The following is a 26,660-nucleotide window of genomic DNA, read 5'->3' as shown; positions in this document are numbered from 1 at the left end:
GTTATAGTAACATTATTTGCTAATCCCTATTTGTATAGAGATAATAAAGTCGTTTGATTTTTATCCCGCATTAACGGGCGAGTTAAAACGATTGATAACTGGTATTACGCAAAAAATGCTTACTGAGTAATTGAAAGGGCTTGAAAAAGATGGGCTTGTGTCTAGAAAAGTATACAATCAAGTACCACCGAAAGTTGAGGATTCTCTTACGAGACAGGGACAATCATTAAAAGAAGTTTTAAAAGTACTTTGCGATTGGGGAGGCAACTATATTAAGCAAAGATATCCTAATGGTGATAGTGAAAGAGGACGATCATATTTGATTTAACACTCCTATAATTGTAAGTTTGCTATAATGAACAAGTACTTATACGAAGGGGAGTTTAAAGAGAAAATGAAATCATTTAACATCGATCATTTTATTGCTAGTGTCTTGCAGTGGATATTAAATATAGCTCTAATCATATTATCCATTGTCTTATCTATCTTTTTAATTAATGAGACGATTACTTTTATTCAATACATATTTTCAGCGAAGAAATACACACCGTATAAATTAGTTGAAAGCATCATTGTCTACTTCTTATACTTCGAGTTTATCGCATTAATTATTAAGTATTTTAAATCGAATTATCATTTTCCGTTACGGTATTTTATTTATATCGGGATTACGGCTTTAATTCGATTAATCATCGTGTCTCACGATGAACCGATGGAGACGTTGTTATATGCAGGGTCTATTCTTGTTTTAGTCATTGCTTTATACATATCCAATATGAGGGATTTGAAGAAAGAGTAGTAGTGCAGACTTTTACATCTTGACCTTCAAGTTACTTGAAAGTTTACAATGTAAGTAGGACGTTTGAAATCGAAAAAAATTGAGAAATTAAGTGAAGAGGTTTCTTTTACTTTGGAGGTTATAGAAATGAGTAAGGAATTAAAATTACGTCCTTTAGAACGGGAAGATTTAAAGTTTGTACACGAACTTAATAATAACGCGCATATTATGTCGTATTGGTTTGAAGAACCGTATGAGGCATTTGTGGAGCTGCAGGATTTATACGATAAACATATACATGATCAAAGTGAGCGCCGATTTATCGTTGAGAAAGATAATGAGATGGTTGGATTGGTCGAATTAGTAGAAATCGATTATATTCACCGTAGAACTGAATTCCAAATTATTATTGATCCGAGTTACCAAGGTTACGGTTATGCAGCTGATGCAACGCGTTTAGCAATGGATTACGCTTTTTCCGTATTAAATATGCATAAAATATATTTAGTTGTCGATAAAGAGAATGAAAAAGCTGTACACGTTTATAAAAAGGTCGGATTTATAGTAGAAGGTGAGCTGCAAGATGAGTTCTTCGTTGATGGCAACTACCATAATGCGATAAGAATGTGTATGTTCCAAAAAGAATATTTTAGAGTGAAGAGACTATAGACAATGATTGTCTATAGTCTTTTTACTATTTGAAACAACAACTATTTATCGTAAAACAATAAATAGTTGTTGACTTATAATGTGGTGCGGCTTATTATGAGGGTAATAAAAGGAATGTGGAAAAATTAATTGTGAAATTAAAGGAGAATATATTATGAAAAATAAAATTTTATTAGCTATCGCACTAATATCGTTAGGAGTTACCTGTTTATTAATACACGGTACAACTAGTAAAGTGGCGGATAATGGGCTTCTTGTAGAACCCTTTTTTTTCCTAGTACCAGTAAGCTACCTATTGTTCTTTAGTGGTATTGGTGTGTTGCTAGTTGGATTTATCACTGCAAAGTTGAAAAAACAGCAATAGATAAATGCTGTTAGTTCAGGAGGGGATTTTTGTGAAACAAAACGAATTGTCATTATGGTTAAAGTTAATTATCATTCTTTGCGGATGTTTTGGTTTATTGTTCTGCATATATATTGGGCCAGAAACGGGAAGAGTGGTATTGTTAGTTTCAGAAAATTTGAAGGGACTATATAAGCCATTCGTACTGTTCATTTGGATCACAGGAATTCCATTTTTTAGCGCTTTATTTTTAGGATGGAAAATATGTTCAGATATTGCCTCACACAAAGCCTTTACTGTAAAAAATGCGAATCGATTAAAGAGGATTAGTATTTTATCGATGACTGAAGGGATTTTATATATCGGAGCATTACTATATATTTTTGTAGCTGGAAGTTATCATACGAGCATTTTAGTTATTCTATTACTTATTTTATTCTTCTCAGTCGTTATATCGATTTTTACTTCCTTGCTTTCTCATTTAATTAGAAAAGCAAGTGAAATAAAAGATGATAACGACTTAACGATTTGAGGTGCTCGGGTATGACGATTATAGTAAATCTCGATGTAATGTTAGCGAAAAGAAAAATGAGTGTGACAGAGTTATCCGAGAAATTAGGAATTACAATGGCGAATGTCTCGATATTAAAAAATGGAAAAGCAAAAGCAATTAAATTCTCAACTTTAGAGAAGATATGTGAAGCTTTAGAGTGTCAGCCAGGTGATATTTTAGAGTATAAAAAGGAGGAGTTGTGATGAAGAAAAAGTATTTATTGGCGTCTAGTCTAATATTTTTAGGAGTGTTATGCATAATTATGTTTAATATAATTGGTTCTGGAGTGAAGCCAGATGGAACTTTAGTGGAACCATTTTTCTTAATTCTACTCGCTTATTTATTTGTATTAATTGGGATTATTACGATTTTGTTCGTGGCTATTTTCTCGATGTTTCGAAAAAAGCAAGCGCGATAAAGTGAAACTATAATCAGTGGGAGTTTTACTGCCCACAAATAGCGGGATAAAACACTTACTATGAAATAGAGACATACGATATGGAAGAAAAATAAAAAGTGAGCTGAATAATGATGAACCATTATTTTTATTATGGAAGACAAGTAGGGCCAGCTATTACAGTGGCCGGGGCACAGATGACAGTTCAGGCAGTGCATCAGGCTGTTCAAATGCAACAACAAGCACAAGTAGCGCAAATGATGCAGAGCCAGTATATGTCGTATTCACAGCTTCCTGTACAAAGCATACATTATGATGTGTATCCAGCTGGTTTATTTTCAATTCCATATGGCGGGACATACTTTTTATGAAAGAAAGCGACTAAAAATAGTCGCTTTTTTATATTCCACCTAACTTCATCCCAAGGAATGCGAAGATGATACCAATCATATAAGTGGCGCTTACATATAGAAATAGTACGCCAAAGTTTTTGCGGTTGAAAAGCTGAACAGATTCTAATTTAAACGTTGAAAATGTAGTGAAGGCGCCCATAAATCCTGTACCTAATAATAACTGCCAACTTGTAGTTATCCCTTTGCCAATTATATATCCGAGTAAAAAGGCTCCCGTTATATTAATGAGGAATGTAGCAATCGGAAATGAAGTTTTGTTTCTTTCTTTAAACCAATTACTAATTGCAAATCGTGTAATGGCACCGAAGAATCCTCCTGTTGCTACTAATAAAGCGTTAATCATGATATTTCACCTTCCTCAAGGTGTTTTTGTAGTGAAAAATCTCCAAGTTTATAGCCAAGCCCAGACATAAGTAGACCGCCTAGCATACTACATGATACATATAAAAATGCGATACCAAAATGTGAATGATTAATTAACTGTACAGTTTCTACACTGAATGTTGAAAATGTCGTAAATGAACCGATAAACCCGGTTCCAATCCCTGTAATAACTTCGGAAGATAAGATGTTTAGCCGAGCGATATAGGTGGTTAGCAAAGCCAGTAAGAAACAACCAATTAAGTTAATCGTTAATGTAGCGAGTGGTAATGCATGATGCCAAAGCGTATCGATAGTAAAACCTAAATAATAACGGGAAAGAGCTCCTAATATACTGGCTATGCCAACAATAATATATTTCAATTTCTTCACCTCTCTAATAGTTTACTCAAAAAAAATAGACTCCTACCAGTAGTCATACTGGTAGGAGTCATTAGCTAATTCGCATTTACGGCGAACTCCATCGCCTATAAGTTCTATTTATCCCGCATTAACAGGCAGTAAAGCTCCCACCTCAAAATTCAGCTGGAGCAAAGAAGTTAGGTGGGAGTCGGGCTGCCTGTAAATGCCCGATTGGTTCAACTAATAATCAGTGGGGGTTTTGTTCATCCCCCACTGATTAAAGTTTCACTTTATAGTGTACTAAATATTATTTTGGATTACCAATAAATATGTTAACGAAAAGTAGGATCTGTATATTCTTTGAAGTTGCAATTTCTCTGTTGTGGATTGTAATTGCTTTACAGTCTTGTCTTCTGAAATGTTATGATTGAATTTCAAGACAATTGCAGTGAGGGGTACAACGATTATTTGTTAGCTAAATATAATGATATGAAGTTTTCTTTATGGTAAAATATTTCTTGTGTCTTTAATCTATCTTCACTTAACTGAAAATACAGAAAATAAAATGTTGTTTTACAAAAAAGGGGTCATGTGTTTTGAAGAAATTTTTAAAAATAGTATTAATATTTATTTTAATAGTAGCTAGTATTCTAGGTGGTTTTCTAGCGTATATGACACTTACAAAAGAACAACCAGCGAATGTTTTAGACGTAAAGGTTGAAAATAATAAAGAGCGTGTACTGCAGCAAGGAAATGAATTTAAAGTTACAACATTTAATATTGGATATGCTGGATTAGATAAGGATCAAGACTTCTTTATGGACGGTGGAAAGGGTTCCTGTCCCAGTCACAAAACCGCTGGGATATGCTGAGGGCGGATTAAGTACATTTTCTAAATACACAGTTCAAACAGCAACGCGGTTCCAACTACCAGGAATGGAGCCTTGGCCGAAGCGTTTATTCGATTTAGATCGAGCGACTGTTGAACATAAAATCCCTGTTAATAATGGGAAGTATGTTAGGCTCGTAAACGTACATTTATCTGCTTATGATGAGGGCGGAAAAATTAGAAAGCAACAAGCAGAGTATTTAAAAGAATATATGAACAAGTGTTATCAAAACGGTGATTACGTCATATTAGGTGGAGATTGGAACCAGTTACTTTCTAATGTTCAATTAAGTGATCCTAAGTTTGTAAAAGAGCGTCCTGAATGGCTAGTAGAGTTACCAACGGACTTTGCAGATGGAGGATTTCAATGGGCTGTAGATCCATCTGTTATGACGGTAAGGGATGATGTGAAGAAATATGTGGAAGGTGAAAACTTTGTCACTATTATTGATGGCTTTATCGTTTCGCCGAATGTTGAAATTGTAAATGTACAAGGGAAAGACTTAAAGTTTGAAAACAGTGATCATAACCCAGTTAGTGCGGTATTTAAACTGAAATAATTGGTATGTATAAGTGTAGAAAGTAATATCTTAAAGGCTGTCACATGCGGTTAATTAGCAAGTGGAGTCGTTAAAGAATATTTTAGAAAAACAATTTCACTTTAAAAGAGCGCAAATGATTTGCTCTTTTGCATTTAAACGACCACTTGGTAGGAATTTAATTGCTTTTCTCCGCGTTTTCTGCCAAGCTTAAGGAGAAAAATACTTCGAAGAAAGAAATATATAGGTGACACATATGATTGAAGTTAAGACTTCTGAACTTAGTGATGGAGAATTTAATAGAGGTGTATTTGCAACTCGTGATATTAAAAAGGGTGAGTTGATACACTCAGCACCAGTTATCTCTTATCCGAATGAACAACATGAACACATTGAGAAAACGTTACTTGCTGACTATGCATTTGAGTATGGGGTAAATCATACGGCATTCCTTTTAGGATACGGCATGTTATTTAATCATGCATATAATCCGAATGCAACGTATGATATTGTCTTTGAGAATCATACGTTTAACTTCTTTGCTTTCAAAGATATAAAAGCGGGCGAAGAGATTCTAATCAATTATAATGGTGAAGTTGATGATGATGAGCTGTTATGGTTTGATAAGGAAAAAGAAGAGAACGAAAAATAAATTAAAAAGTATAGAAAGGGCACATTCTGTGGGATGTGCTCTTTTTTTATTGATGAAAATAAAGTAAAAATTACAAAAAAATACCATTTTTCTTTCGTATGGTATAGTAAGATATTGAAGGGTATTGCTTTGAAAAACCTATATATTTTACAAATTGTTGTCTATATGGTTACATGTCAAGTTTAGTAGCCCATTTGGGTTGCTTTATTATGCGATATATATTTTAATATGAGTGGAACCTCTTATAATTTAAGAGGTTTATAGGTGTGCTTTATGTACACTTTATCCACCACTTGGGCTTTTTATTTGTAGCGCATTGTTATGTGGGGATATTATGGGCCCGTGGATAGCGGGATAAAAAGATTATAGAAATAGAGGAATCGTAAAATGAATATGCATGAGGTTTATAAATATTTAAGTACAGTATTGCCTGAAGGTCATGTGAAGCAAGATGAAATGTTAAAGAATCATACGCATATTAAAGTGGGCGGGAAAGCGGATGTGTTCGTTGCGCCTACAAATTATGTTGAAATTCAAGAAGTTATCAAGTATGCGAATCAACACAATATTCCAGTTACGTTTTTAGGAAACGGTTCGAATGTTATTATTAAAGACGGTGGTCTTCGCGGGATTACAGTAAGTTTAATTCATATTACAGGTGTTACTGTAACGGGGACAACGATTGTTGCGGGGTGTGGTGCAGCGATTATTGATGTGTCACGAATTGCATTGGATCACAATTTAACAGGACTTGAGTTTGCTTGTGGTATTCCAGGTTCAGTTGGTGGAGCATTATATATGAATGCTGGTGCATATGGCGGTGAAGTAGCTTATGTATTAACAGAAGCAGTTGTAATGACAGGTGATGGAGAGCTATGCACTTTAACGAAAGATGCATTTGAATTTGGATATCGTAAGAGTGTATTTGCGAACAATCATTACATTATTCTTGAAGCGAAGTTTGAACTTGAAGAAGGTGTGCGTGAAGAAATCAAAGAAAAAATGGATGATTTAACGTTTAAGCGTGAATCAAAACAACCGTTAGAGTATCCTTCATGTGGCAGTGTATTTAAACGCCCACCAAATAATTTTGCGGGTAAGCTTATTCAAGAGTCAGGGCTGCAAGGTAAGCGGATTGGGGGAGTTGAAGTTTCTTTAAAACACGCTGGATTTATGGTGAATGTTGATAACGGAACTGCACAAGATTATATTGATTTAATTCATTTCGTACAAACAACTGTTGAAGAAAAATTTGGTGTGAAATTAGAGCGAGAAGTAAGGATTATTGGAGAAGATCTACAGTAACCTTTGAATAAAAACGTATAAAAATATGAATTATTTCGAAATAATATTTGGATATTGTTGACAAGTCGTTTTCGATTCAATATAATGGCTAATAATTTAACAAATAAAATATACGCTGAAAGAGACCAGTAGCAGTTTGTCACTGTTATCAAAGAGAGCTAGGGGTTGCTGGAACCTAGCACAAACAAACTTGTGAATTACACTCTGGAGTATCTTAGGTAATGCTAAGCGGAATAGCAATCGATATTATTGCTAAGAGTGGTATGAATAGCTATGCTATTTATGCAAACTGGGTGGTAACACGGTGAATAATCGTCCCTATGTCTATCGTAGACATAGGGGCTTTTTTGTTTTTAAAAAAATAAAGGGGATGGCAAGAGATGAATATTATCGATGAATTAGAATGGCGCGGTGCTGTGAATCAACAGACAGATGAAGAAGGTTTACGTAAGTTAGTAGAAGAGAAAAAGATTTCACTATACTGCGGAGTGGATCCGACTGGTGATAGTATGCATATCGGGCATTTGATTCCGTTTATGATGATGAAGAGATTTCAATTAGCTGGCCATCATCCGGTTATTTTAATCGGCGGGGCAACAGGAACAATTGGTGATCCGAGTGGTCGTCAATCAGAGCGTCAATTGCAAACGTTAGAAGTAGTGCAGCATAATGTAGATGCGTTAACAGCGCAAATGAAAAAGCTATTTGACTTCGGCGGGAATAGCGAAGTGAAGATGGTAAATAATTATGACTGGACACATAAAATAAATATTATCGAGTTTTTACGTGATTACGGAAAAAACTTTAGCATAAATAGCATGTTAGCAAAAGATATTGTCGCAAGTCGTTTAGATACAGGAATTTCATTTACAGAGTTCACGTACCAAATCTTGCAAGCGATGGACTTCCATCATTTATACAAAGAAGAAGATGTTCAATTGCAAATCGGTGGTAGTGATCAATGGGGAAATATTACGAGTGGTTTAGATTTAATTCGTAAATTAGAAGGTCATGAGGCGAAAGTGTTCGGATTAACGATTCCGTTATTATTAAAATCAGATGGTACGAAGTTTGGTAAATCAGCAGGTGGTGCTATTTGGCTTGATCCGGAAAAGACAACACCGTTTGAATTTTACCAGTTCTGGGTGAATACAGATGACCGTGATGTAATTAAATACTTGAAATACTTTACGTTCTTAACGAAAGAGAGAATTGATGAATTAGCAGCGAAGGTAGAAATAGAGCCTCATAAACGTGAAGCCCAGAAAGTATTAGCGGAAGAAATGACGAAATTCGTTCATGGAGAAGAAGCATTTTTGCAGGCTGTGAAAATTACAGCAGCGTTATTTAGCGGAGATGTTAAATTGTTAACAGCTGATGAAATTGAACAAGGATTTAAAGAGATGCCGACATTCCAGTCTTCAAAAGAGACGAAAAACATTGTAGAGTGGTTAGTTGATTTAGGAATTGAACCTTCTAGACGTCAAGCGCGTGAAGATATTAATAACGGGGCTATATCTATGAATGGTGAAAAGGTAACGGATGTAGGTACTGATGTTACTGTCCAAAATTCATTTGATGGAAGGTTTATTATTATTCGTAAAGGAAAGAAGAACTACAGTTTAGTGAAATTGGGAGAATAGTTTTGTGAAAGAGTGGAAGTAGGGCTGATATCTACTTCCGCTCTTTTCATATACACAATTTCGACACAAAAAAGTCAGTATATTTCGATAATTAAAGAGGGTTATATTATTCTTCTGCCGAATAAATAAGTTAGAGAAAATTACGGATAAAAATAACCCGAACCATGCAAGGCATGATTCGGGCTTATATTCAGATTAGTAAGCTAAGCTGAATAGACCTTTAATGTGTGATAAGTAACGAACGTTACTTGCTTCTTTCATTAATGATGCTGGTAAACCTTTAAGTGGAGTATTGCTTGCTCCGATTGTAGCAACAGCATCTTTACGTCCTAGACTAGCAAGTGTTCCAGAGTTGATAGGTGCGAACTCTTCGAATGCTTTGCCTTCTAGTGCTGCGTATAAGTTGTATCCAATTAACTCACCCATTTGCCAAGCGATTTGTGCAGTTGGTGGGTATGGACGACCGTCTGCAGCGAAGACAACAGCGCTATCTCCAGCAACGAATACGTCTTTGTGAGAAGTAGATTGTAGGTGCGCATCAACTGTTGCACGACCGCGGTTTACTTCAAGACCTGATTCACCAATTAATGGGTTACCTTGTACGCCGCCTGTCCAAACGAATGTGTTAGCAACGATTTTTTGACCGTCTTTTAAGTCGATTTCATTACCAGCAACGTTTGTTACAGGAAGACCTGTTAAGAATGTAACACCGCGTGCTTCTAAGCTAGCAGTTGCACGTTCGATTAAGTGGTCTGGTAATACTGGAAGGATTTTCGGACCTGCTTCAACAAGAAGAAGTTTAACTTCTTTTGGATTTACGCCGTGGCTTTTTGCAAGTTTAGGCATAATGTCAGCAAGCTCACCAACTAGCTCAACGCCAGTTAATCCGCCACCACCGATTACGATTGTAGCATCAGCTTCGTTTTTCGTTTTCGCGTATTCACGAATACGGTCTTCAACGTGTTTGTAGATTTTGTTTGCATCAGCAGCAGATTTTAATACCATGCTGTTTTCTTCTAGTCCTGGAATACCGAAGTAAGCAGTTTTACTTCCTAAAGCAACTACAAGTGCATCGTAAGATAGCGTAGTGCCACCAGCTAGTTTGATTTCTTTGCTATCAACTGAGAATGACTCAACTGTTGCAATTTTAAGATCGATGTCTTTACCTTTGAAAAGCTTTGTAAGTGGCATTGCAATTGCTTGCTCAGCAACGTTACCAGCTGCAAGGCGGTGTAGTTCAGTGATGATTTGGTGTGTTGGATATTGGTTGATCACTGTAACTTGTGCTTCTGATTTGCTGTAGTATTTACGTACGTTTAAAGCGGCAAGAAGACCGCCATAACCAGCGCCTAAGATGACAATTTGTTTTGACATAGTATGTTATCCCCCGTCTTTACTAATTGTTGTTATAAGTTAAATTATTTATTATTACGTTCTGCACTAATTTGAAGGTATGCGTTCACAAAGCGGAACATTTTTTGTGCTTGTGGGTCTTTTAGTAATTTTAATAGACCGAACAGGCCGATAACTTCATTGCTTTCGTCAGCACGATCTTTCGCTTCGATAGCAGTTGCAGCCATGCTTTTCACTGTATCTTTTACAGGTTCTACAAGTTCTTGGATTGCGCTAACAGTGTCGTTTTTTAATACTTCATCAGTAGCAACAGTTTGAGCGAAGTCATAAGACTTAGTTAAAATGTTAACAAGCTCAGTTAATTTTGGAAGCTGTTCTACTAGTGTTGTTAATGATTCTTGTACCTCAGGTTTTAACAACTGATCAAGTACATCAAGTTGTCCTTGGCTAGCAGAAATTTGTACAGTTTCTTGTTCTGGCTTTGTTTGAGTCATAGTTTCTGGCATCTCCAATTCTCCTTTACGATAGCAATACTCTTATTTTTGATAGGAAAGATAGTAAACGGTTATGAAACTTTATACAAAGTTTCACAAAACACAATAAAATGCCTTTAAATTTATGACAGCAAGTAAGCTGAAAACATAAATTTAAAACCATAACGTCTTACCTATTATTTATGAACTGTCCGATACATGGCTTGTCCGCATAATGGAAAGTTCCCTTATCGGAAAGTGTATATAATATATATCCTATATTATATACTATATACACGTATGTTAACATAAAAATGATTCCTAATTATTTGATATTGAGCCTGTAACCTAGTAATGACAAGGAATGAAAGCGCATAAATTATTTTATCTATCTTAAAAATGTACATATATATAAATAAAAAAAGGAAAAAACGGACAAATTTATGTTCATTTTTTCCTTTTTTATTGTTCATCCTCTGTAAGTAGCATCGATGTGTTACCGTTTTTTTCAAGATGGCATTCGCCCCAAGTACAAAGAGAATCGAGAATGGATTCTAAAGACCATCCGTAGTCAGTAAGCGAATATTCTACTTTTGGCGGTACTTGATTGTATACCTTTCTTTGAATAACCCCGTCTACTTCTAACTCACGTAATTGCTGTGTTAACATCTTTTGTGTAATACCAGGCATTAACCGTTTTAGTTCACTCGTTCTCTTTGTACCTTTCGTTAAGTGGCAAAGAATAACGACTTTCCATTTGCCGCCGATAACCTCTAAGGTCGCCTCGACAGGAATATTATATTTCTTCATATGAAAATCTCCTTTGATGAATGTAAATTTCAGTTCTTCAACAAAAGAAGCTAAATAAGTTAAATGTTACTTTTTAGTGCCTATAGCACTTTAAAGTACGTACTTTTTATCGTGTTGAATATGTTCCATAATAGCATATGTAAGAGGGAAATGAGTAGTACGGTACTAAAAAGTGCCTATGTTACTTTTTGGTACCTATCGTACTTTAAAGTGCGTTCTTCAAAAAAAGAGTGAAGCCATTCATAATAGCATTTGTAAGCAATAAAGTTATTTTTGTAGAAGATAAAAGGCCTTTTTATCACACTATTATGATTGGATTTCTCGTATTAAGGAGGAGTTCAATTGAATTCATATGCAGTATCATCTTCGGCTGTTCAGACGAATCGAAGAAGTATGTTTGCTTTATTAGCGCTAGCAATTAGTGCGTTTGGAATTGGTACAACCGAGTTTATTAGCGTCGGTTTATTACCATCTATTTCGGAGGATTTACATGTTTCTGTTACAACAGCGGGCTTAACCGTTTCTTTATATGCGTTAGGAGTAGCATTCGGTGCTCCGGTCTTAACGTCGTTAACAGCTAGTATGTCGCGGAAGACGTTATTAATGTGGATTATGATTATTTTCATTATTGGTAATGGGATCGCAGCGGTAGCAACGAGTTTTACTGTGTTACTTATCGCGAGGGTTGTCTCTGCATTTGCACATGGCGTTTTTATGTCGATTGGCTCAACGATTGCTGCTGCACTCGTTCCGGAAAATAAGCGTGCTAGCGCGATTGCTTTTATGTTTACGGGTTTAACTGTTGCGACTATTACAGGTGTACCAATTGGAACGTTTATTGGTCAACAATTTGGATGGAGAGCATCGTTTATGGTGATTGTGGTCATTGGAATTGTTGCCTTAGTCGCAAACAGCATGCTAATTCCGTCTAACTTAAAAAAGGGTACACGAGTATCATTTCGTGATCAATTCAAACTTATCACGAATGGAAGACTATTACTTGTTTTCATCATTACTGCGTTAGGATACGGGGGAACATTCGTAACATTTACGTATTTATCTCCGCTATTACAAGAAGTAACAGGATTTAAATCGAGTACCGTTACAATCATTTTGTTAGTGTACGGGATTGCAATTGCGATTGGAAATATGGTTGGCGGAAAATTATCGAATCATAATCCAATTCGAGCACTATTTTACATGTTCTTTATTCAAGCAATTGTATTATTCGTACTAACATTTACAGCACCATTTCAAGTAGCGGGGCTTATCACAATTATTTTTATGGGGCTATTCGCATTTATGAATGTTCCAGGACTACAAGTGTATGTCGTTATATTGGCTGAGCGTTTCGTACCGAGTGCCGTTGATATCGCATCAGCAATGAACATTGCAGCGTTTAACGCAGGAATTGCCCTCGGTGCTTATTTAGGCGGTATTGTAACGAACTCGTTAGGCTTAATTCATACAGCCTGGGTAGGTGGCATTATGGTAGTAGGCGCTGTTATTTTAACGGCTTGGAGTATGAGATTAGAAAAAAGAGATCAAGTGAAATAAGGGAGAGAAAAATATAATGAAAAATTTACAAAGTAAAACAGTATTGCATAACGGTGTAGAAATGCCTTGGTTCGGTTTAGGTGTATTTAAAGTAGAAGATGGACCGGAACTTGTAGAGGCTGTGAAAGTAGCCATTAAAGAAGGATACCGTAGCATCGATACAGCTGCGATTTATGGAAATGAAAAAGCAGTTGGAGAAGGCATTCGCGCTGGTATAAAAGAAGCAGGAATTTCTCGAGAAGATTTATTCATTACTTCAAAAGTGTGGAACGCAGATCAAGGATATGAAACGACAATTGCTGCATATGAAGATAGCTTAAAAAAATTAGAACTAGATTATTTAGATTTATATCTTGTTCATTGGCCTGTTGAAGGGAAATATAAAGATTCGTGGAGAGCGTTAGAAACAATTTATAAAGAAGAACGCGTGCGTGCAATTGGCGTAAGTAACTTCCAAATCCATCATCTGAAAGACGTACTGGAAGGTGCGGAAATTAAGCCGATGATTAACCAAGTAGAGTATCACCCGCGTTTAACGCAGAAAGAACTACAAGCTTTCTGTAAAGAACAAAATATCCAAATGGAAGCATGGTCACCACTTATGCAAGGGCAATTATTAGATAATGAAACTTTACAAGAAGTTGCTGATAAGTACGGTAAAACAACAGCGCAAATCATTTTACGTTGGGATCTTCAAAATGAAGTTGTAACGATTCCAAAATCAACGAAAGAACAGCGTATTATTGCGAATGCTAATATATTCGACTTCGAATTAACAAAAGAAGACATGGAAAAGATTGATGCTTTAAATCAGAACCACCGCGTTGGTCCAGATCCTGATAACTTTGATTTCTAAACAAGTAGAGGGAAAGAGTGCAAACAGTTTGCACTCTTTTTTGTTTTGTCTATGCATAAAAAAATGTTCTAACTAAATAATAAACAGTATTAAATTTGTTATTTTATAAGGGGTGGTAGACATGAATATAAAACGATCGTTCAAGCTAATGGCCGCTTTTTTGAGTGTTTTATTTGTATTTGCGAACTTATTATTTCCACTTCAAAAGGCATCCGCAGAAGTTATGGATCATACGAAGTACCAAATGGATTGGAGTTATAGTAAGTCAAAGAAAAAACCAATTCGAACAGAGCTTATTAAAACAGCCGATGGCAAAATTGCTTTTTGCTTAAATGTAGATTTGAAATCTCCAGGCGGTCAAGACTTACCTGAAATGGGCAAAGTAGATATTAACGTGTACCGCGTACTATTAAACGGATATCCACAGAAGAGCCCGCAAGAATTAGGTGTTTCTGATTGGAGAGATGCACATTACGCAACGCAACTTGCGGTGTGGAATGCGTTAAAACAAATCGATATTAACGATTTAGATTTCCGTAATAAAAATGTAGAGAAAGTAACGAAAGATATTGTCGCAAAAGCAAGCGCTAGTGAGGAACTACAAGAAATTACGATGAGTGTAACTCCTACAGAAGAACAAGAAGCAGTATTAAAAGATGAGTTTTTTGAAACTGGTTTATATACAGTGCAAACAAACGCTAAAAGTGGAACGTATAAAGTACAAGCAACAGGTGCACCAGAAGGCGCGAAGTTTGTAAATGAAAAAGGCGAGGCAAAAACAGAATTTAATGTAGGAGAGAAATTCCGCATTTTAATTCCGAAACAAACGCCAGCGGGTGGATTTAGCTTTAAAGTATCAGGCAATTTAACGAAATTACAAGGAATTGCACATAAAGGTACACCGACTATTCAAAATGCGGTTGTATTACTTGAGCGTAGTGAAGAGAAAACAAGTCCTGAGTTAGCGGTAAGTTGGAAAAAAGCAAATGGTCATGATAATAAACCGCATACTCCAAACGAACCACATAAACCGAATCAAATTAAAAGATAGTGGAAAAAGCATTGGCATTTGCCAGTGCTTTTTTCTTGGCCTAAATTTTTGGTGCGAAAAATTGCTATAGTATCCTTTTTTATAAGTACGAAAAATCTTTTTAAGGGTTAGAATTAGTCTGTTTTGGCTTCTTTATATCATTATAAATTATAATGAAAATGAGAAATTAGAAAGAGAGAGGGAATTATGACTCTTCATATTTGTAAAATAACGAATGAAAATCGAAATGAAATTGCTAATTTAAAAGTAACCGGAGAACAGTATAAGTTTATTGAAAGTACAGTTTTAGATTGTTTAGTCGATGTTGACACAAAATATAAAGGTGATGCTGCTTCAGTAGGGTTTTATGATGGTGACACGCCAATCGGATACGCGATGTACGGTTGGTTTGAAGAAAAAGAGCAGGCTGTATATTTAAATCAATTCATGATTGATAGTAAATACCAAGGTAAAGGTTATGCAAAACAATTATTCCGTTTGCTAATAGATTATTTACAAAAAGAGTATGATCGAAAAGCTATATATTTAAGCATACATCCAGAGAATAAACTTGCCCAAAAATTATATGAATCAATTGGATTTCATTTAACTGGTGAAATTGAAGGTGAATGGGTAAATGGAAAAGGATTTATAATGAAACGTATACTGAACTAATAAGAGCCTGTCACAAAAGAGTAGTATCTTTTGAAGACGGTTTTTTATTTTGAAATACTATTAAAATGTTAAAATCTCAACATTACGATTTTTGGATTAAATTCATAAAATTGTAATATTAATCTAATCGAAAAGGCTATCTAATGAAAAATAAATCGTGTACAATTCGATGTGGAAAAACTGTCCATAGATGGATGCCTATGAATGAGTTGTAAAAAAAGAGATATTTATACACATTTTTCATGTATAGACAACAATACTTGATAAAAGTACCTCCCATCATTATTTTGACATGAAAAAGAGAACTCATCACAAAATAATAGAGAAAAGTGAGGGGTATCTTTAGTTAAAAAATTTTATTATATAAGAAAGTGAATACATTTTAGAGTGAACGATGATAAGAGGTATCGGGGCGCGAGGTTGAGTTGTATATAGTAAATGGTTGTATAAAGATAATTTGATTTTGCAGTAAATGAATATATCTATGATGGTTTGCATTACAAAAAGAATAGGGGACACAGATTATGTCGAAGAAAAAGACGAGTAGGGTATTAGTAGCTGGAATATGCATATCTACATTGTTATCGCCAGTAGCTTTCGAAGCATCAAAAGGATATGCAGCACCTTTGGAAGAAAATAAAGGTGGGAATTTAGAAGAGAGTAAAGAGAATAAATTTGAGCAAAGAACGTTTCAGTTGCCGGGTAAAGGTAGTGTGGAAGAAAATAGGGACCGTTTAAAGATGCAATTTGCCTTTTCGCCTAACGAACCAACTGGGATTTATGTGAAACCAGATGAAGAAATTACGGTTGAAATAAAAGGAAACCAGTCTATTGAAGCATTTATAGGAACACGAGCTTATGACAAGGAACAACCGAAAGAATTTAAGTTAAACCCAGGTGAAAATATCATTTCTTCAAAGAATGGAGGGATTTTATACTTTTATAACTTAAATAATACAGGCGAAGTTACAGCGACTGTTACTAGTGGTGGTACGCACTTCCCTTTATTTATATTAGGGAAACACACGAAAAAAGATTGGGATGAAATGCTAGAAAAATATAAAAATCCTTACGCGATAGAATTAAAGGGTGATAGAAGTTTAATAACTACAAGTTATGAAAAAGTAGAAAAAAATATGAAAAAGACTGATCCGACAGAGTTAATGAAGAAGCATGACGAAGCAATTCGGATTGAAAATGCATTATCTGGATTATCGGAAGATGGAATTGGGGTTGCGAATCCAGGGAAACATTATATTCAATTTATTGAAGCAAGATACCCAACTAACCCTTATATGTATGCAAATAATTATCTTACAGGGTATGCGAAAGAATCGATAGAGTATGTATTAGATATAGAGAAGTTTACAACTGATGGTTGGGGACCATGGCATGAAGTAGGACACGTACACCAACAGGTACCTTGGTTATCTAATGGTATGGGTGAGACGACTGTTAATATTTACAGTTTAGCTGTTCAACTAGCTTTTGGAAATGAATCAAGAATGGAAGTAGATGGAAGATATGAACAGGCATTTGCGTATTTGAACCAACCAGATGATCAAAAAGATTTTGATAAATCAGACCCAATTATTATGTTCTGGCAGTTGCATTTAGTTTATGGAGATCAATTCTACCCAAAGCTTCATCAAATGTATAGATTGTTAGCTGATACAGAATATTCTATGTTAGACACTGATGAGGTTATTTCAAATAGAGAGAAAAAGCAAATGTTCATATATATGGCTTCAAAAGCGTCTGGGCAAAATTTAATTTCATACTTTGCAAAATGGGGATTACATGCAGATGCAGATACGGTAGAAAAAGTAAGTAAATTACAATTACCTGAACCGAAAAATGAAATATGGTTATCAAGAGATAGCAATCCAATTCGGGAAAAACAAGCTGAATCATATAAAGTTCCTTATGGTGAAGCGGTTAATACTGTACCAGATGTTTTAATAGGCACAGAATTTGATGAGAAAAAGGCAAGTGAACTTGTACAAAATTTAGGTGAAAATGTAAAAGTAACAGGGAAAATAGCATGGCCTAAACAAGAAAATGGAAAACAAATTGTAAATGTAGAAATTGTGGATGCAGAAGGTAATGTAAATGCCATCCCTGTGCCAGTTAACGTTTTGTATGGTGATAGTATGGCGTTTAAAACATATTGGAATACAAACTCTGTGTTAACTTTAAATCATAAGGATAGGAAATTTGATGCGACACTAGTAAGGAATATATTGAATCATAATTATCGAAACCAAAAATATGTGGGTATCACGGTATATGATGCGAACGGAAATGAAAAGAAGAGTGTTTCAGCGGAAGGGCAAGAAGGGTTAAAGAATTTTGTAAAAGAGTTAGATGGGATGTCGTTTGAGTATGGAGACATTGTTAAGGTGTATCACATCCAGCCTCAATATTTAGCATGGTACCATGATAATAAACTTGTAGATCAAGGTGAAGCAAAAAATAAAAAGGAAAAGCTCTTTAAAATTACAGAACAAGGATATGAGTTAATAGATGGCTTGCAAGAAGTAACGGCAGTACCGCGAAAGGTAGTAGTCGGAACAGATGTAGAAAAACTAAATCCGAAAGAATTTGTTCAAGTAAAAGATGGAGAAGTGATTGGTTTTGTAGAAAAACCAAATACAACAAAAATCGGTGAACAAAAAGTAAAAGTAGAAACAAAAGATCGTTTCGGAAATAAGAAAGTGACAGAAGTGCCGTTAGAAGTAATTTACGGAGATAGCATTATGTTCTTCGGTACAAGTTATGGCGGAACAAACATTAAATCGGTTGTAACGTTAAATCATGAAGAGAAGAAATTCGGCACAACAGATGCAGAAGGTAAAATGCATACTTCATTTGCAGATGAGAAATATATGGGAATGACTGTATATGATAAAGATGGAAAAGAGAAGAAAGCAGTATCTGTAAAAGCGTCTGAAAATACGAAAGCATTCGCAGAGCAATTCAATGGAATGACGTTTGAATATGGCGATATAGTAAAAGTATATCAAAGAGAATTTGATAGATTTAAAGTGTATAAAAAGAATGGATTTGTGGATGCGCAGTATGGCGTTCATGAAGTATTCTTTAAAGTTACGGAGCAAGGTTTCGAAAGAATGGCGGCTCAGCAAGAAGTAACAGCGAAATCGCAAAAAGTAGTAATCGGAACAGATGCTGAAAAGTTAGACGCGAAAAACTTTGTGCAAATAAAAGATGGAGAAGTAGTAGGTTTTGTAGAGAAGTTAGATACAACAAAACTTGGTGAACAAAAAGTAAAAGTAGAAACGAAAGATCGTTTTGGGAATAAGCAAGTGACGGAAGTTCCTGTAGAAGTAATTTACGGAGACAGCATTATGTTCTTCGGTACTCATGGTGCTGGTGAGAGTAATGTTAAATCGGTTGCAACACTGGACCACGGTGAGAAAAAACTGAGTGTGACATCTACAGATGGTGAAACGCATTATGCATTTCGAAGTGAAAAATATATGGGAATGACATTGTATGATAAAAATGGAAACGAAAAGAAAGAAGCATCAGTAAAAGGATCTGAAAATACGAAAGCATTCGCAGAGCAATTTAATGGAATGTCTTTCGAATATGGCGATGTAGTAAAAGTGTATCAAAGAGAGGATGATCGATTTAAAGTATATAAAAAGAATGTTTTAGTAAATCCAGGACCGTTATATACAGGTAGGGAAGTGTTCTTTAAAATGACAGAACAAGGTTTTGAAAAAACAGAAGGTATACAAGCGGTAAGAGCTTAACGGAAATAAAAAAGCTCGTAAACATTATGTTTACGAGCTTTTTTCTATTACTCAGCTTCTGAAACAACTGTGAAGCGTTCGTTTACATGTTTTGGATTTTCGATTTCATCAAGTGCCGCTACCGCGAAGTCTTCGTAACTTACGTAGCTATCACCTTTTGAGTTAACAAGAAGGTTATCTTTACCTGCTGTATAAGAGCCAGTGCGTTTTCCTAATGCGAATAGTGCAGAAGGGCTGATGAATGTCCAAGTAATATCGTTTGTTTGTTGCAGGATTTCTAAGTTTTTACCTTGGTTTTGAGCTGTTGCAAGGTATTCATTTGGGAAACCTGGTGTATCAAATACACGTGTTGTTTTTTCTACGTCTACAAATAAGCTACCAGCGCCGCCAACAACAAGTAATTTTGTATGAGGTGTACCTTTCATTGCTTCGATAAGTACGTTTCCTGCATCTACGTGAAGATGTTCTTGTCCCGCTGGAGCGGCGAACGCATTTACAACGACATCGAATGCTTGTAGGTCGTTAGATGTAAGAGCGAATACATCTTTCTCTAGAACCTTTACATTTTCTTCTGTAATTTTTGCAGCGCTTCTTACGATTGCAGTTACTTCATGTCCACGATCTAATGCTTCTTTTAAAATACGACTTCCAGCTTTTCCACTTGCTCCGATAATTCCAATTTTCATAATAATTCCCTCCAAGTTTCTTTATTAAAGTGTATATCTAAAAATAAATGAATTTAGTGTAATTAGGTTTGTTACAACTTGATGTAATCATTATAGTTACAGGTTTATGTTTTTGTCAATGGTGTTGTTTATGAAATTATTTTTTATTTTAGTATGCGCAGCTAATGAAAGTAGAGTCAGAAAAGAGCATTGTATTTGCGCCCTGAACCCTAATATTTGGAAGTCGTAAGATGTCGAAAAATGTTGATTTTTGAATATTTTTTGAATATAATTCGATTTATGGAGAAAAGGAGGGGTTAATTGTATGAATATTTTAGAACAATTCGTTTCATCAACGAATACAATTCTTTGGTCATATATTCTTATTGCAATGTTAATTGGTTTAGGGCTTTATTTTTCTATTAAATTAAAATTTGTACAAATTACTCATTTAGGGGAAATGGTTCGATTAATGGGTGATGGTTTAACTGGAAAGACACGTAAAAAGGGAAGTGTATCGTCATTCCAAGCATTTTGTATGAGTTCAGCAGCTCGTATTGGAATCGGGAACTTAGCTGGTGTAGCGCTAGCTATTTCTATGGGAGGACCTGGGGCTGTATTTTGGATGTGGGTTATTGCGATTATTGGGGCGTCTTCAAGTTTCGTAGAAAGTACGCTTGCGCAAATTTATAAAATAAAAGATGGTAGTGGCTTCCGTGGTGGTCCTGCTTATTATATGGAAAAAGGTTTGAATAAACGTTGGATGGGAATTTGGTTCTCTATCCTTATTACAATTAGTTACGGTTTAATTTTCAACTCAGTACAAGCAAATACAGTGACACTAGCATTTAAAAATGCATTTGGTATTGAGCGTTATGTTGTAGGGATTGTACTTGCGGTATTGGTTGGGGTTATTATTTTTGGCGGTGTGAAAAGTATTGCGCGTATGTCAGAAATGATTGTTCCGCCGATGGCAATTATTTATATTGCAGTAGCTATTTTCGTTGTTATTAAAAATTATTATTTAATACCGGATATGTTTACAGAAATCTTTAAAGGTGCATTCGGTTTAGATTCAGCTGTAGGTGGCGGTATTGGTGCTGCAATGAAGTTTGGTATTCAGCGCGGATTATTTGCGAATGAAGCAGGTATGGGTAGTGCACCGAATGCGGCAGCAACGGCTGATGTAACGCATCCAGCGAAACAAGGTTTCATTCAAACAATCGGGGTTTTAGTAGATACATTTTTAGTATGTACATCAACAGCATTTATCGTACTATGTTCTGGTGCATATAAGGCAACAAATTTAGAAGGTATTGAATTAACGCAAGTTGCGCTAAGTTCACAGATTGGTTCGTGGGCAAGTGGCTTCTTAGCGATTATTATTTTCTTATTTGCTTTCAGTTCACTTCTAGGAAACTACTATTATGGTGAAACGAATATTGAATTTATTAAACAAAGTAAAACTTGGTTAACGATTTATCGTCTTGCAGTAGTTGGAATGGTACTATTCGGCTCTGTTGCGACACTTCAAGTTGTATGGAATATGGCAGACTTATTTATGGGTCTAATGGTAATCACAAACTTAATTGCGATTACACTTCTTGGCCGATTTGCTTATGCTGCGTTGGCGGACTATGTAAGGCAAAAGAAACAAGGAAAAGATCCGGTATTCAGCGCAGATTCTATTCCTGGCTTAACGAACACAGAGTGTTGGGGTAAGTCAGCGGTAACGGATAAAGAAAAAGCAGTATAATAAAAAGGCGAGCATCGAGATGAATTCGATGCTCGTTTTTTTGTTGTAATGAATGATATGAAGGCTAAAAGATGATTAATATAATTTTCATAAAAATACACATGTTATAATTGTTAACATTTTCATGTCATAAAACCTTACATTTCTTGTCGAGAATTCTTGATTGTTAAAAGTTTTTAGAATATAATCTTCTTAGTGTTATGAAGAGGGGGAACGCAATGATGGATTTTTTAACTAGGGTTATTGGGGATATAAATAATGTTCTATGGTCATATATTATTATCGCAATGCTAATTGGACTCGGCCTTTATTTTTCTTTCCGAGTAAAGTTTGTTCAAATACGTTACTTTGGAGAAATGATTCGCTTACTTGGGGATGGAGCGAGTTCAAAAACAAGAAAAGCGCAAAAAGAAAAAAGTGGTGTATCGTCATTCCAAGCATTTTGTATGAGTACAGCATCTCGTGTAGGAACTGGTAACTTAGCTGGTGTGGCAATTGCGATTTCAGCAGGAGGACCTGGAGCTGTATTTTGGATGTGGTTAATCGCGGTAATCGGAGGAGCTTCTGCATTTGTAGAGAGCACATTAGCGCAAATTTATAAAGTAAAAGATGGGAATGCATTCCGCGGTGGCCCAGCGTATTATATGGAAAAAGGTTTAAAGAAACGCTGGCTAGGGGTTGTCTTCTCTGTTCTAATAACAGTTAGTTTCGGATTAATTTTCAACGCCGTGCAGTCAAACACAGTAGCGGCAGCTTTTGATGGCGCATTTAAAATGGATAGTAGACTTGTAGGTCTGTTTATGGCTGGTTTACTTGCAATCATTATTTTTGGCGGAGTTAAGCGAATTGCACGTGCGGTTGAAATGATTGTTCCAGTAATGGCAATTATATATGTAGCAGTTGCATTATTCGTTGTTGTAACAAATATTACGGAAATTCCACATGTATTTAAAGAGATTTTCCTACATGCTTTCGGAATTAAAGAAGTAGTGGGCGGGGGATTAGGAGCTGCGATTTTACTAGGAGTAAAACGTGGATTATTCTCAAATGAGGCTGGTATGGGTAGTGCGCCAAATGCTGCAGCAACAGCTAACGTAACGCATCCAGTTAAACAAGGTTTCATTCAAACTTTAGGGGTATTTACAGATACATTATTAATTTGTAGTTGTACGGCATTTATTATTTTATTATCAGATGTGCCTGGAGCGGCTGATTTAAACGGAATTCAATTAACGCAACAAGCATTAAGTCAACATATCGGACCATGGGCTTCTGTATTTGTAGCAGTTGCAATCTTCTTATTTGCATTTAGTTCATTAGTAGGTAACTACTACTATGGTGAAACAAATATTGAATTTTTAAATGGAAGTAAAGTTCTATTAAATGTTTATCGAATTGCGGTACTTGGTATGGTTATGTTAGGTTCTGTAGCAACAATTCAAATTGTTTGGGACTTAGCAGATTTATTCATGGGTATCATGGCTATTATTAACTTAGTTGCGATTGTATTCCTTTCTAAGTACGCTTTCGCGGCATTATCAGATTACGTAAAGCAAAAGAAACAAGGAAAAGATCCAGTCTTTTATGCGGAGTCTATTCCGGGTTTAAACAATACAGAGTGCTGGGACAAGCCAGCAGTAGTAGATAAAGAAAAAGCTGTATAATAAAGTGAAACTTTAATCAGTGGGGGTTTTGTTCATCCCCCACTGATTATTAGCCTTCACCAATCGGGCGTTTACGGGCAGTTAATGCGGGATAAAAAAGGAACGAGCATCAGAGAAATTTGATGCTCGTTTTTTTTGTAGTAATAAACGAGGAGAAGAGGTAAAAGACGAACATTAATGAGCATTTTATAATAAAATGTATTTTTTTTGAGAAAAGTGCGGATGTGAGTTGTAATTTATGTTAGAATGGAAAATGGCTTTGAGACAAGAGATTTTATGGTTTTTCATATCCGAGTGAAGGTTTTGGAGGAGAAATGGAAAGTTCGGATTATTTCTTGTTTTGAGTAGTCAGACGTTCAACGTTAATGAAGAGTTAAATGGAGGATTTTATTAATGAAGTTTGTTATGTTTCTTGTAGGATTACTAGTTGTATTCGTACTCGGCTTTCTTATAAGTTCTGATCGTAAGAAGATTAAGTATAAACCAATCGCGATTATGCTTGTTATTCAACTAGCTTTAACGTATTTCTTATTAAATACGCCAGTTGGTTATATTTTAGTAAAAGGAATTTCAGATGGATTTGGAGCACTTCTTGGATATGCTGAATCTGGAATCGTTTTCGTATTTGGTGGTCTTGTTAATAAAGGAGAGGTTTCATTCTTCTTAACAGCTTTATTACCAATCGTATTCTTTGCAGTATTAATCGGAATTCTGCAACACTTTAAAATTTTACCGATATTTATTCGTGCTATTGGTACTATGCTCAGTAAAGTAAATGGTTTAGGAAAATTAGAATCATATAATGCAGTAGCGGCTGCAATTGTTGGACAAGCAGAAGTATTTATTACAGTAAAAGATCAATTGAGTAAAATCCCAAAACACCGTTTATATACACTATGTGCATCTTCCATGTCGACAGTATCGATGTCGATCGTTGGCTCTTATATGAAAATGATTGAGCCAAAATATGTAGTAACAGCACTTGTATTAAATTTATTTAGTGGTTTCATTATTATTCATATTATTAATCCGTACGATATTACGGAAGAAGAAGATACACTGAAGTTAGAAAATAAGAAAAAGCAGTCATTCTTTGAAATGCTAAGCGAATATATTATGCTTGGTTTCACGATTGCGATTACGGTAGCAGCAATGTTACTTGGTTTCGTAGCATTAATTACAGCAATCAATAGCTTGTTTGATTCAGTGTTCGGTATTACATTCCAAGCTATTCTAGGATATATTTTCTCTCCATTAGCATTCGTAATGGGAATCCCGCAATCAGAAATGGTAACGGCGGGACAAATTATGGCAACGAAATTAGTATCGAATGAATTTGTTGCGATGCTTGATCTAGGAAAAGTAGCTGGTGATTTATCAGCTCGTACAGTCGGTATTCTTTCTGTATTCCTTGTATCATTTGCGAACTTCTCATCTATCGGAATTATCGCAGGTGCAACGAAAGGGATCGATGAAAACCAATCAAACGTTGTTTCATCATTCGGATTACGACTTGTATACGGTGCGACATTAGTAAGTCTTTTATCAGCGATTATCGTTGGTGTTATGTTATAAAAAGGGTGGTCCTAGCTCATAGCTAGGGCTGTTTTTTATGGTAAATTTACATAAAAAAACCAATCAATTAGGAATATATTAACATATAAAAATCTTTTAAAATTTATATTGCATTTCGATTAGATAACGCTTACAATTTGATTTGTAGGTGGTATCCATTTCAGACGTTAAATACGGTAGAGAAGAAGAGACTACCTGTTATAAATTGCAATTTATGTAAACGCTTACTGATTTTAGAAGACAGTTCAAAATATTTTAGGGGTTCATATTTTTTTAACACCAATGGTCAGACGTCATTCATTATACGACTGATAACTCATGGAAGTGGAGGATTCACATATGAAGTTAGTAATGTTTCTAGTCGGTTTACTTGTAGTATTTGTACTAGGGTTCCTTATAAGTTCAGATCGTAAGAAAATTAAATATAAACCAATTGCAGTTATGCTTGTAATTCAATTGGTACTTGCGTATTTCTTACTAAATACAAAGGTCGGATTTGTATTAGTAAAAGGGATTGCAGATGGATTTGGCGCTATTTTAAAATTTGCGGAAGCTGGGGTTAATTTCGTATTTGGTGGTCTAGCAAACGATGGACAAGCACCATTCTTCTTAACAGTATTATTACCAATTATTTTCTTAGCAGTACTAATTGGAATCTTACAACATATTAAAGTTTTACCGATTATCATTCGTGCAGTCGGTTTCGTATTAAGTAAAATTAACGGTTTAGGAAAACTTGAATCATATAACGCAGTAGCGGCGGCAATTGTCGGCCAAGGTGAAGTATTTATTACGGTAAAAGATCAATTAAGCAAATTACCAAAAAATCGTTTATACACACTTTGTGCATCTTCAATGTCAACAGTATCGATGTCAATCGTTGGTTCTTATATGAAGATGATTGATCCAAAATATGTAGTAACAGCACTTGTACTAAACTTATTTAGTGGATTCATTATCATTCATATTATTAATCCATATGATGTGAGCGAAGAAGATGACATTTTAGAATTACAAGAAGATAAGAAACAAACATTCTTTGAAATGTTAGGCGAATATATTATGCTAGGTTTCTCTATCGCTGTAACAGTAGCGGCGATGTTAATCGGTTTCGTGGCATTAATTACAGCAATTAACGGTGTGTTCGATTCTATTTTCGGAATCACATTCCAAAGTATTTTAGGATACATCTTCTCACCATTAGCATTCGTAATGGGCATTCCAACATCAGAAATGCTAACAGCAGGCCAAATTATGGCAACGAAATTAGTAACGAACGAATTTGTTGCGATGCTTGATCTAGGAAAAGTAGCTGGTGAGTTATCAGCTCGTACAGTAGGTATTTTATCAATCTTCCTTGTATCATTTGCGAACTTCTCATCTATCGGAATTATCGCAGGTGCAACGAAGAGTATCGATGGCAAACAATCAAACGTTGTATCTTCATTCGGATTAAAACTTGTATACGGTGCAACGTTAGTAAGTATATTATCAGCGGTTATCGTTGGGGTTATGCTTTAATAAATAACAAAGAAGTCGTTTATCTCTCGCTTTGGGGGATAA

At 35.4% G+C, this 26,660-nt stretch carries 25 protein-coding genes, 2 pseudogenes, 1 riboswitch and 1 other annotated feature; of the genes and pseudogenes, 21 read left to right on the top strand and 6 right to left on the bottom strand.

Going from position 1 to position 26,660, the window contains the following annotated elements; all coding sequences use genetic code 11:
• Nucleotides 1-64: 64 nt before the first annotated feature.
• The 8 genes and pseudogenes from MKX77_RS24815 to MKX77_RS24780 form a co-directional block, all read left to right on the top strand.
• Nucleotides 65-328 (top strand): annotated as a pseudogene (locus MKX77_RS24815) (winged helix-turn-helix transcriptional regulator); the annotation flags it as partial.
• A 66-nt stretch (nucleotides 329-394) separates the two neighbouring features.
• Nucleotides 395-799: a phosphate-starvation-inducible protein PsiE gene (gene psiE, locus MKX77_RS24810; RefSeq protein WP_215554679.1), complete on the top strand. Its 405-nt coding sequence runs from the start codon at nucleotides 395-397 to the stop codon at nucleotides 797-799.
• Nucleotides 800-925: 126 nt separating this feature from the next.
• On the top strand, nucleotides 926-1,447 hold the full coding sequence (gene speG / locus MKX77_RS24805) for a spermidine N1-acetyltransferase (protein WP_002159930.1): 522 nt from the start codon (nucleotides 926-928) through the stop codon (nucleotides 1,445-1,447).
• Nucleotides 1,448-1,601: 154 nt separating this feature from the next.
• Complete coding sequence (locus MKX77_RS24800) at nucleotides 1,602-1,811, top strand: DUF3955 domain-containing protein (protein WP_341308068.1); 210 nt, start codon at nucleotides 1,602-1,604, stop codon at nucleotides 1,809-1,811.
• A gap of 31 nt (nucleotides 1,812-1,842) precedes the next feature.
• Entirely contained in the window at nucleotides 1,843-2,322 is a 480-nt protein-coding gene (locus MKX77_RS24795; RefSeq protein ID WP_341308067.1) for a DUF2975 domain-containing protein, read from the top strand.
• Nucleotides 2,323-2,333: 11 nt separating this feature from the next.
• The gene (locus MKX77_RS24790) at nucleotides 2,334-2,546 is read left to right on the top strand and encodes a helix-turn-helix domain-containing protein (protein ID WP_445819122.1); all 213 of its coding nucleotides are present in this window, start codon (nucleotides 2,334-2,336) and stop codon (nucleotides 2,544-2,546) included.
• On the top strand, nucleotides 2,546-2,761 hold the full coding sequence (locus tag MKX77_RS24785; protein WP_341308254.1) for a DUF3955 domain-containing protein: 216 nt from the start codon (nucleotides 2,546-2,548) through the stop codon (nucleotides 2,759-2,761). The genes MKX77_RS24790 and MKX77_RS24785 overlap by 1 nt, the downstream gene beginning before the upstream one ends.
• A gap of 110 nt (nucleotides 2,762-2,871) precedes the next feature.
• Nucleotides 2,872-3,111, top strand: coding sequence for a DUF3947 family protein (locus MKX77_RS24780; protein WP_215554673.1), 240 nt, complete (start codon nucleotides 2,872-2,874; stop codon nucleotides 3,109-3,111).
• 28 nt (nucleotides 3,112-3,139) lie between these two features.
• Here MKX77_RS24780 and crcB (MKX77_RS24775) read toward each other — a convergent pair whose 3' ends face one another.
• Nucleotides 3,140-3,496 carry a fluoride efflux transporter CrcB gene (gene crcB / locus MKX77_RS24775; protein WP_341308066.1) on the bottom strand — a complete coding sequence of 119 codons (357 nt, stop codon included), beginning with the start codon at nucleotides 3,494-3,496 and terminating at the stop codon, nucleotides 3,140-3,142.
• On the bottom strand, nucleotides 3,493-3,897 hold the full coding sequence (crcB, locus tag MKX77_RS24770; protein ID WP_341308065.1) for a fluoride efflux transporter CrcB: 405 nt from the start codon (nucleotides 3,895-3,897) through the stop codon (nucleotides 3,493-3,495). Before crcB (MKX77_RS24770) ends, crcB (MKX77_RS24775) begins: the two co-directional genes overlap by 4 nt.
• 54 nt (nucleotides 3,898-3,951) lie before the next feature.
• Nucleotides 3,952-4,011, bottom strand: a riboswitch (Fluoride riboswitch).
• A 461-nt stretch (nucleotides 4,012-4,472) separates the two neighbouring features.
• Here crcB (MKX77_RS24770) and MKX77_RS24765 point away from each other — a divergent pair.
• The 4 genes and pseudogenes from MKX77_RS24765 (at nucleotide 4,473) to tyrS (ending at nucleotide 8,904) form a co-directional block, all read left to right on the top strand.
• Nucleotides 4,473-5,325, top strand: a pseudogene (locus tag MKX77_RS24765) (endonuclease/exonuclease/phosphatase family protein).
• A 235-nt stretch (nucleotides 5,326-5,560) separates the two neighbouring features.
• Nucleotides 5,561-5,956: an SET domain-containing protein gene (locus tag MKX77_RS24760; protein ID WP_341308064.1), complete on the top strand. Its 396-nt coding sequence runs from the start codon at nucleotides 5,561-5,563 to the stop codon at nucleotides 5,954-5,956.
• Between the two features lie 387 nt (nucleotides 5,957-6,343).
• Nucleotides 6,344-7,261, top strand: coding sequence for a UDP-N-acetylmuramate dehydrogenase (gene murB / locus MKX77_RS24755; RefSeq protein ID WP_341308063.1), 918 nt, complete (start codon nucleotides 6,344-6,346; stop codon nucleotides 7,259-7,261).
• Nucleotides 7,262-7,367: 106 nt separating this feature from the next.
• Nucleotides 7,368-7,584 (top strand) — a binding site (T-box leader).
• A gap of 57 nt (nucleotides 7,585-7,641) precedes the next feature.
• Nucleotides 7,642-8,904, top strand: coding sequence for a tyrosine--tRNA ligase (tyrS, locus tag MKX77_RS24750; protein WP_341308062.1), 1,263 nt, complete (start codon nucleotides 7,642-7,644; stop codon nucleotides 8,902-8,904).
• Nucleotides 8,905-9,099: 195 nt separating this feature from the next.
• Here the strand turns inward: tyrS and MKX77_RS24745 are convergent, their stop codons facing one another.
• The 3 genes from MKX77_RS24745 to MKX77_RS24735 all read right to left on the bottom strand — a co-directional run bounded on the left by MKX77_RS24745 (nucleotide 9,100) and on the right by MKX77_RS24735 (nucleotide 11,540).
• Complete coding sequence (locus MKX77_RS24745) at nucleotides 9,100-10,278, bottom strand: NAD(P)/FAD-dependent oxidoreductase (protein WP_002112768.1); 1,179 nt, start codon at nucleotides 10,276-10,278, stop codon at nucleotides 9,100-9,102.
• 44 nt (nucleotides 10,279-10,322) lie between these two features.
• Nucleotides 10,323-10,763 carry a DUF1641 domain-containing protein gene (locus MKX77_RS24740; RefSeq protein WP_070145413.1) on the bottom strand — a complete coding sequence of 147 codons (441 nt, stop codon included), beginning with the start codon at nucleotides 10,761-10,763 and terminating at the stop codon, nucleotides 10,323-10,325.
• Nucleotides 10,764-11,192: 429 nt separating this feature from the next.
• Nucleotides 11,193-11,540, bottom strand: coding sequence for a winged helix-turn-helix transcriptional regulator (locus tag MKX77_RS24735; protein WP_215554666.1), 348 nt, complete (start codon nucleotides 11,538-11,540; stop codon nucleotides 11,193-11,195).
• A gap of 393 nt (nucleotides 11,541-11,933) precedes the next feature.
• Here MKX77_RS24735 and MKX77_RS24730 point away from each other — a divergent pair, with 393 nt between their 5' ends.
• The 5 genes from MKX77_RS24730 to MKX77_RS24710 all read left to right on the top strand — a co-directional run bounded on the left by MKX77_RS24730 (nucleotide 11,934) and on the right by MKX77_RS24710 (nucleotide 19,437).
• Nucleotides 11,934-13,097 carry an MFS transporter gene (locus tag MKX77_RS24730; protein ID WP_341308253.1) on the top strand — a complete coding sequence of 388 codons (1,164 nt, stop codon included), beginning with the start codon at nucleotides 11,934-11,936 and terminating at the stop codon, nucleotides 13,095-13,097.
• Between the two features lie 16 nt (nucleotides 13,098-13,113).
• Nucleotides 13,114-13,953, top strand: a complete 840-nt coding sequence (locus MKX77_RS24725; protein WP_375370183.1) for an aldo/keto reductase — start codon at nucleotides 13,114-13,116, stop codon at nucleotides 13,951-13,953.
• A 121-nt stretch (nucleotides 13,954-14,074) separates the two neighbouring features.
• On the top strand, nucleotides 14,075-15,004 hold the full coding sequence (locus MKX77_RS24720; RefSeq protein ID WP_341308061.1) for a thioester domain-containing protein: 930 nt from the start codon (nucleotides 14,075-14,077) through the stop codon (nucleotides 15,002-15,004).
• Nucleotides 15,005-15,190: 186 nt separating this feature from the next.
• A complete protein-coding gene (locus tag MKX77_RS24715) occupies nucleotides 15,191-15,658 on the top strand; it encodes a GNAT family N-acetyltransferase (RefSeq protein ID WP_341308060.1) in 468 nt (155 codons plus the stop codon).
• A 524-nt stretch (nucleotides 15,659-16,182) separates the two neighbouring features.
• Nucleotides 16,183-19,437 carry a M60 family metallopeptidase gene (locus MKX77_RS24710; protein ID WP_341308059.1) on the top strand — a complete coding sequence of 1,085 codons (3,255 nt, stop codon included), beginning with the start codon at nucleotides 16,183-16,185 and terminating at the stop codon, nucleotides 19,435-19,437.
• Nucleotides 19,438-19,484: 47 nt separating this feature from the next.
• On the opposite strand, the gene MKX77_RS24705 is transcribed toward MKX77_RS24710, so the two are convergent.
• Nucleotides 19,485-20,123: an NAD(P)-dependent oxidoreductase gene (locus MKX77_RS24705; protein WP_341308058.1), complete on the bottom strand. Its 639-nt coding sequence runs from the start codon at nucleotides 20,121-20,123 to the stop codon at nucleotides 19,485-19,487.
• Nucleotides 20,124-20,427: 304 nt separating this feature from the next.
• Between MKX77_RS24705 and MKX77_RS24700 the strand changes: the two genes are divergently transcribed.
• The 4 genes from MKX77_RS24700 (at nucleotide 20,428) to MKX77_RS24685 (ending at nucleotide 26,618) form a co-directional block, all read left to right on the top strand.
• Nucleotides 20,428-21,858, top strand: a complete 1,431-nt coding sequence (locus tag MKX77_RS24700) for an alanine/glycine:cation symporter family protein (protein ID WP_341308057.1) — start codon at nucleotides 20,428-20,430, stop codon at nucleotides 21,856-21,858.
• Nucleotides 21,859-22,079: 221 nt separating this feature from the next.
• A complete protein-coding gene (locus MKX77_RS24695; protein WP_341308251.1) occupies nucleotides 22,080-23,522 on the top strand; it encodes an alanine/glycine:cation symporter family protein in 1,443 nt (480 codons plus the stop codon).
• Between the two features lie 393 nt (nucleotides 23,523-23,915).
• Nucleotides 23,916-25,097: a NupC/NupG family nucleoside CNT transporter gene (locus tag MKX77_RS24690; protein WP_215554662.1), complete on the top strand. Its 1,182-nt coding sequence runs from the start codon at nucleotides 23,916-23,918 to the stop codon at nucleotides 25,095-25,097.
• A 339-nt stretch (nucleotides 25,098-25,436) separates the two neighbouring features.
• Nucleotides 25,437-26,618: a NupC/NupG family nucleoside CNT transporter gene (locus tag MKX77_RS24685; RefSeq protein WP_002112757.1), complete on the top strand. Its 1,182-nt coding sequence runs from the start codon at nucleotides 25,437-25,439 to the stop codon at nucleotides 26,616-26,618.
• The last annotated feature ends 42 nt before the right edge of the window (nucleotides 26,619-26,660 follow it).

Source organism: Bacillus sp. FSL R9-9410 (assembly GCF_038050385.1).
In the GTDB taxonomy this organism is placed as follows: domain Bacteria; phylum Bacillota; class Bacilli; order Bacillales; family Bacillaceae_G; genus Bacillus_A; species Bacillus_A cereus_U.
This window is presented reverse-complemented; position numbering and strand designations above follow the sequence as displayed.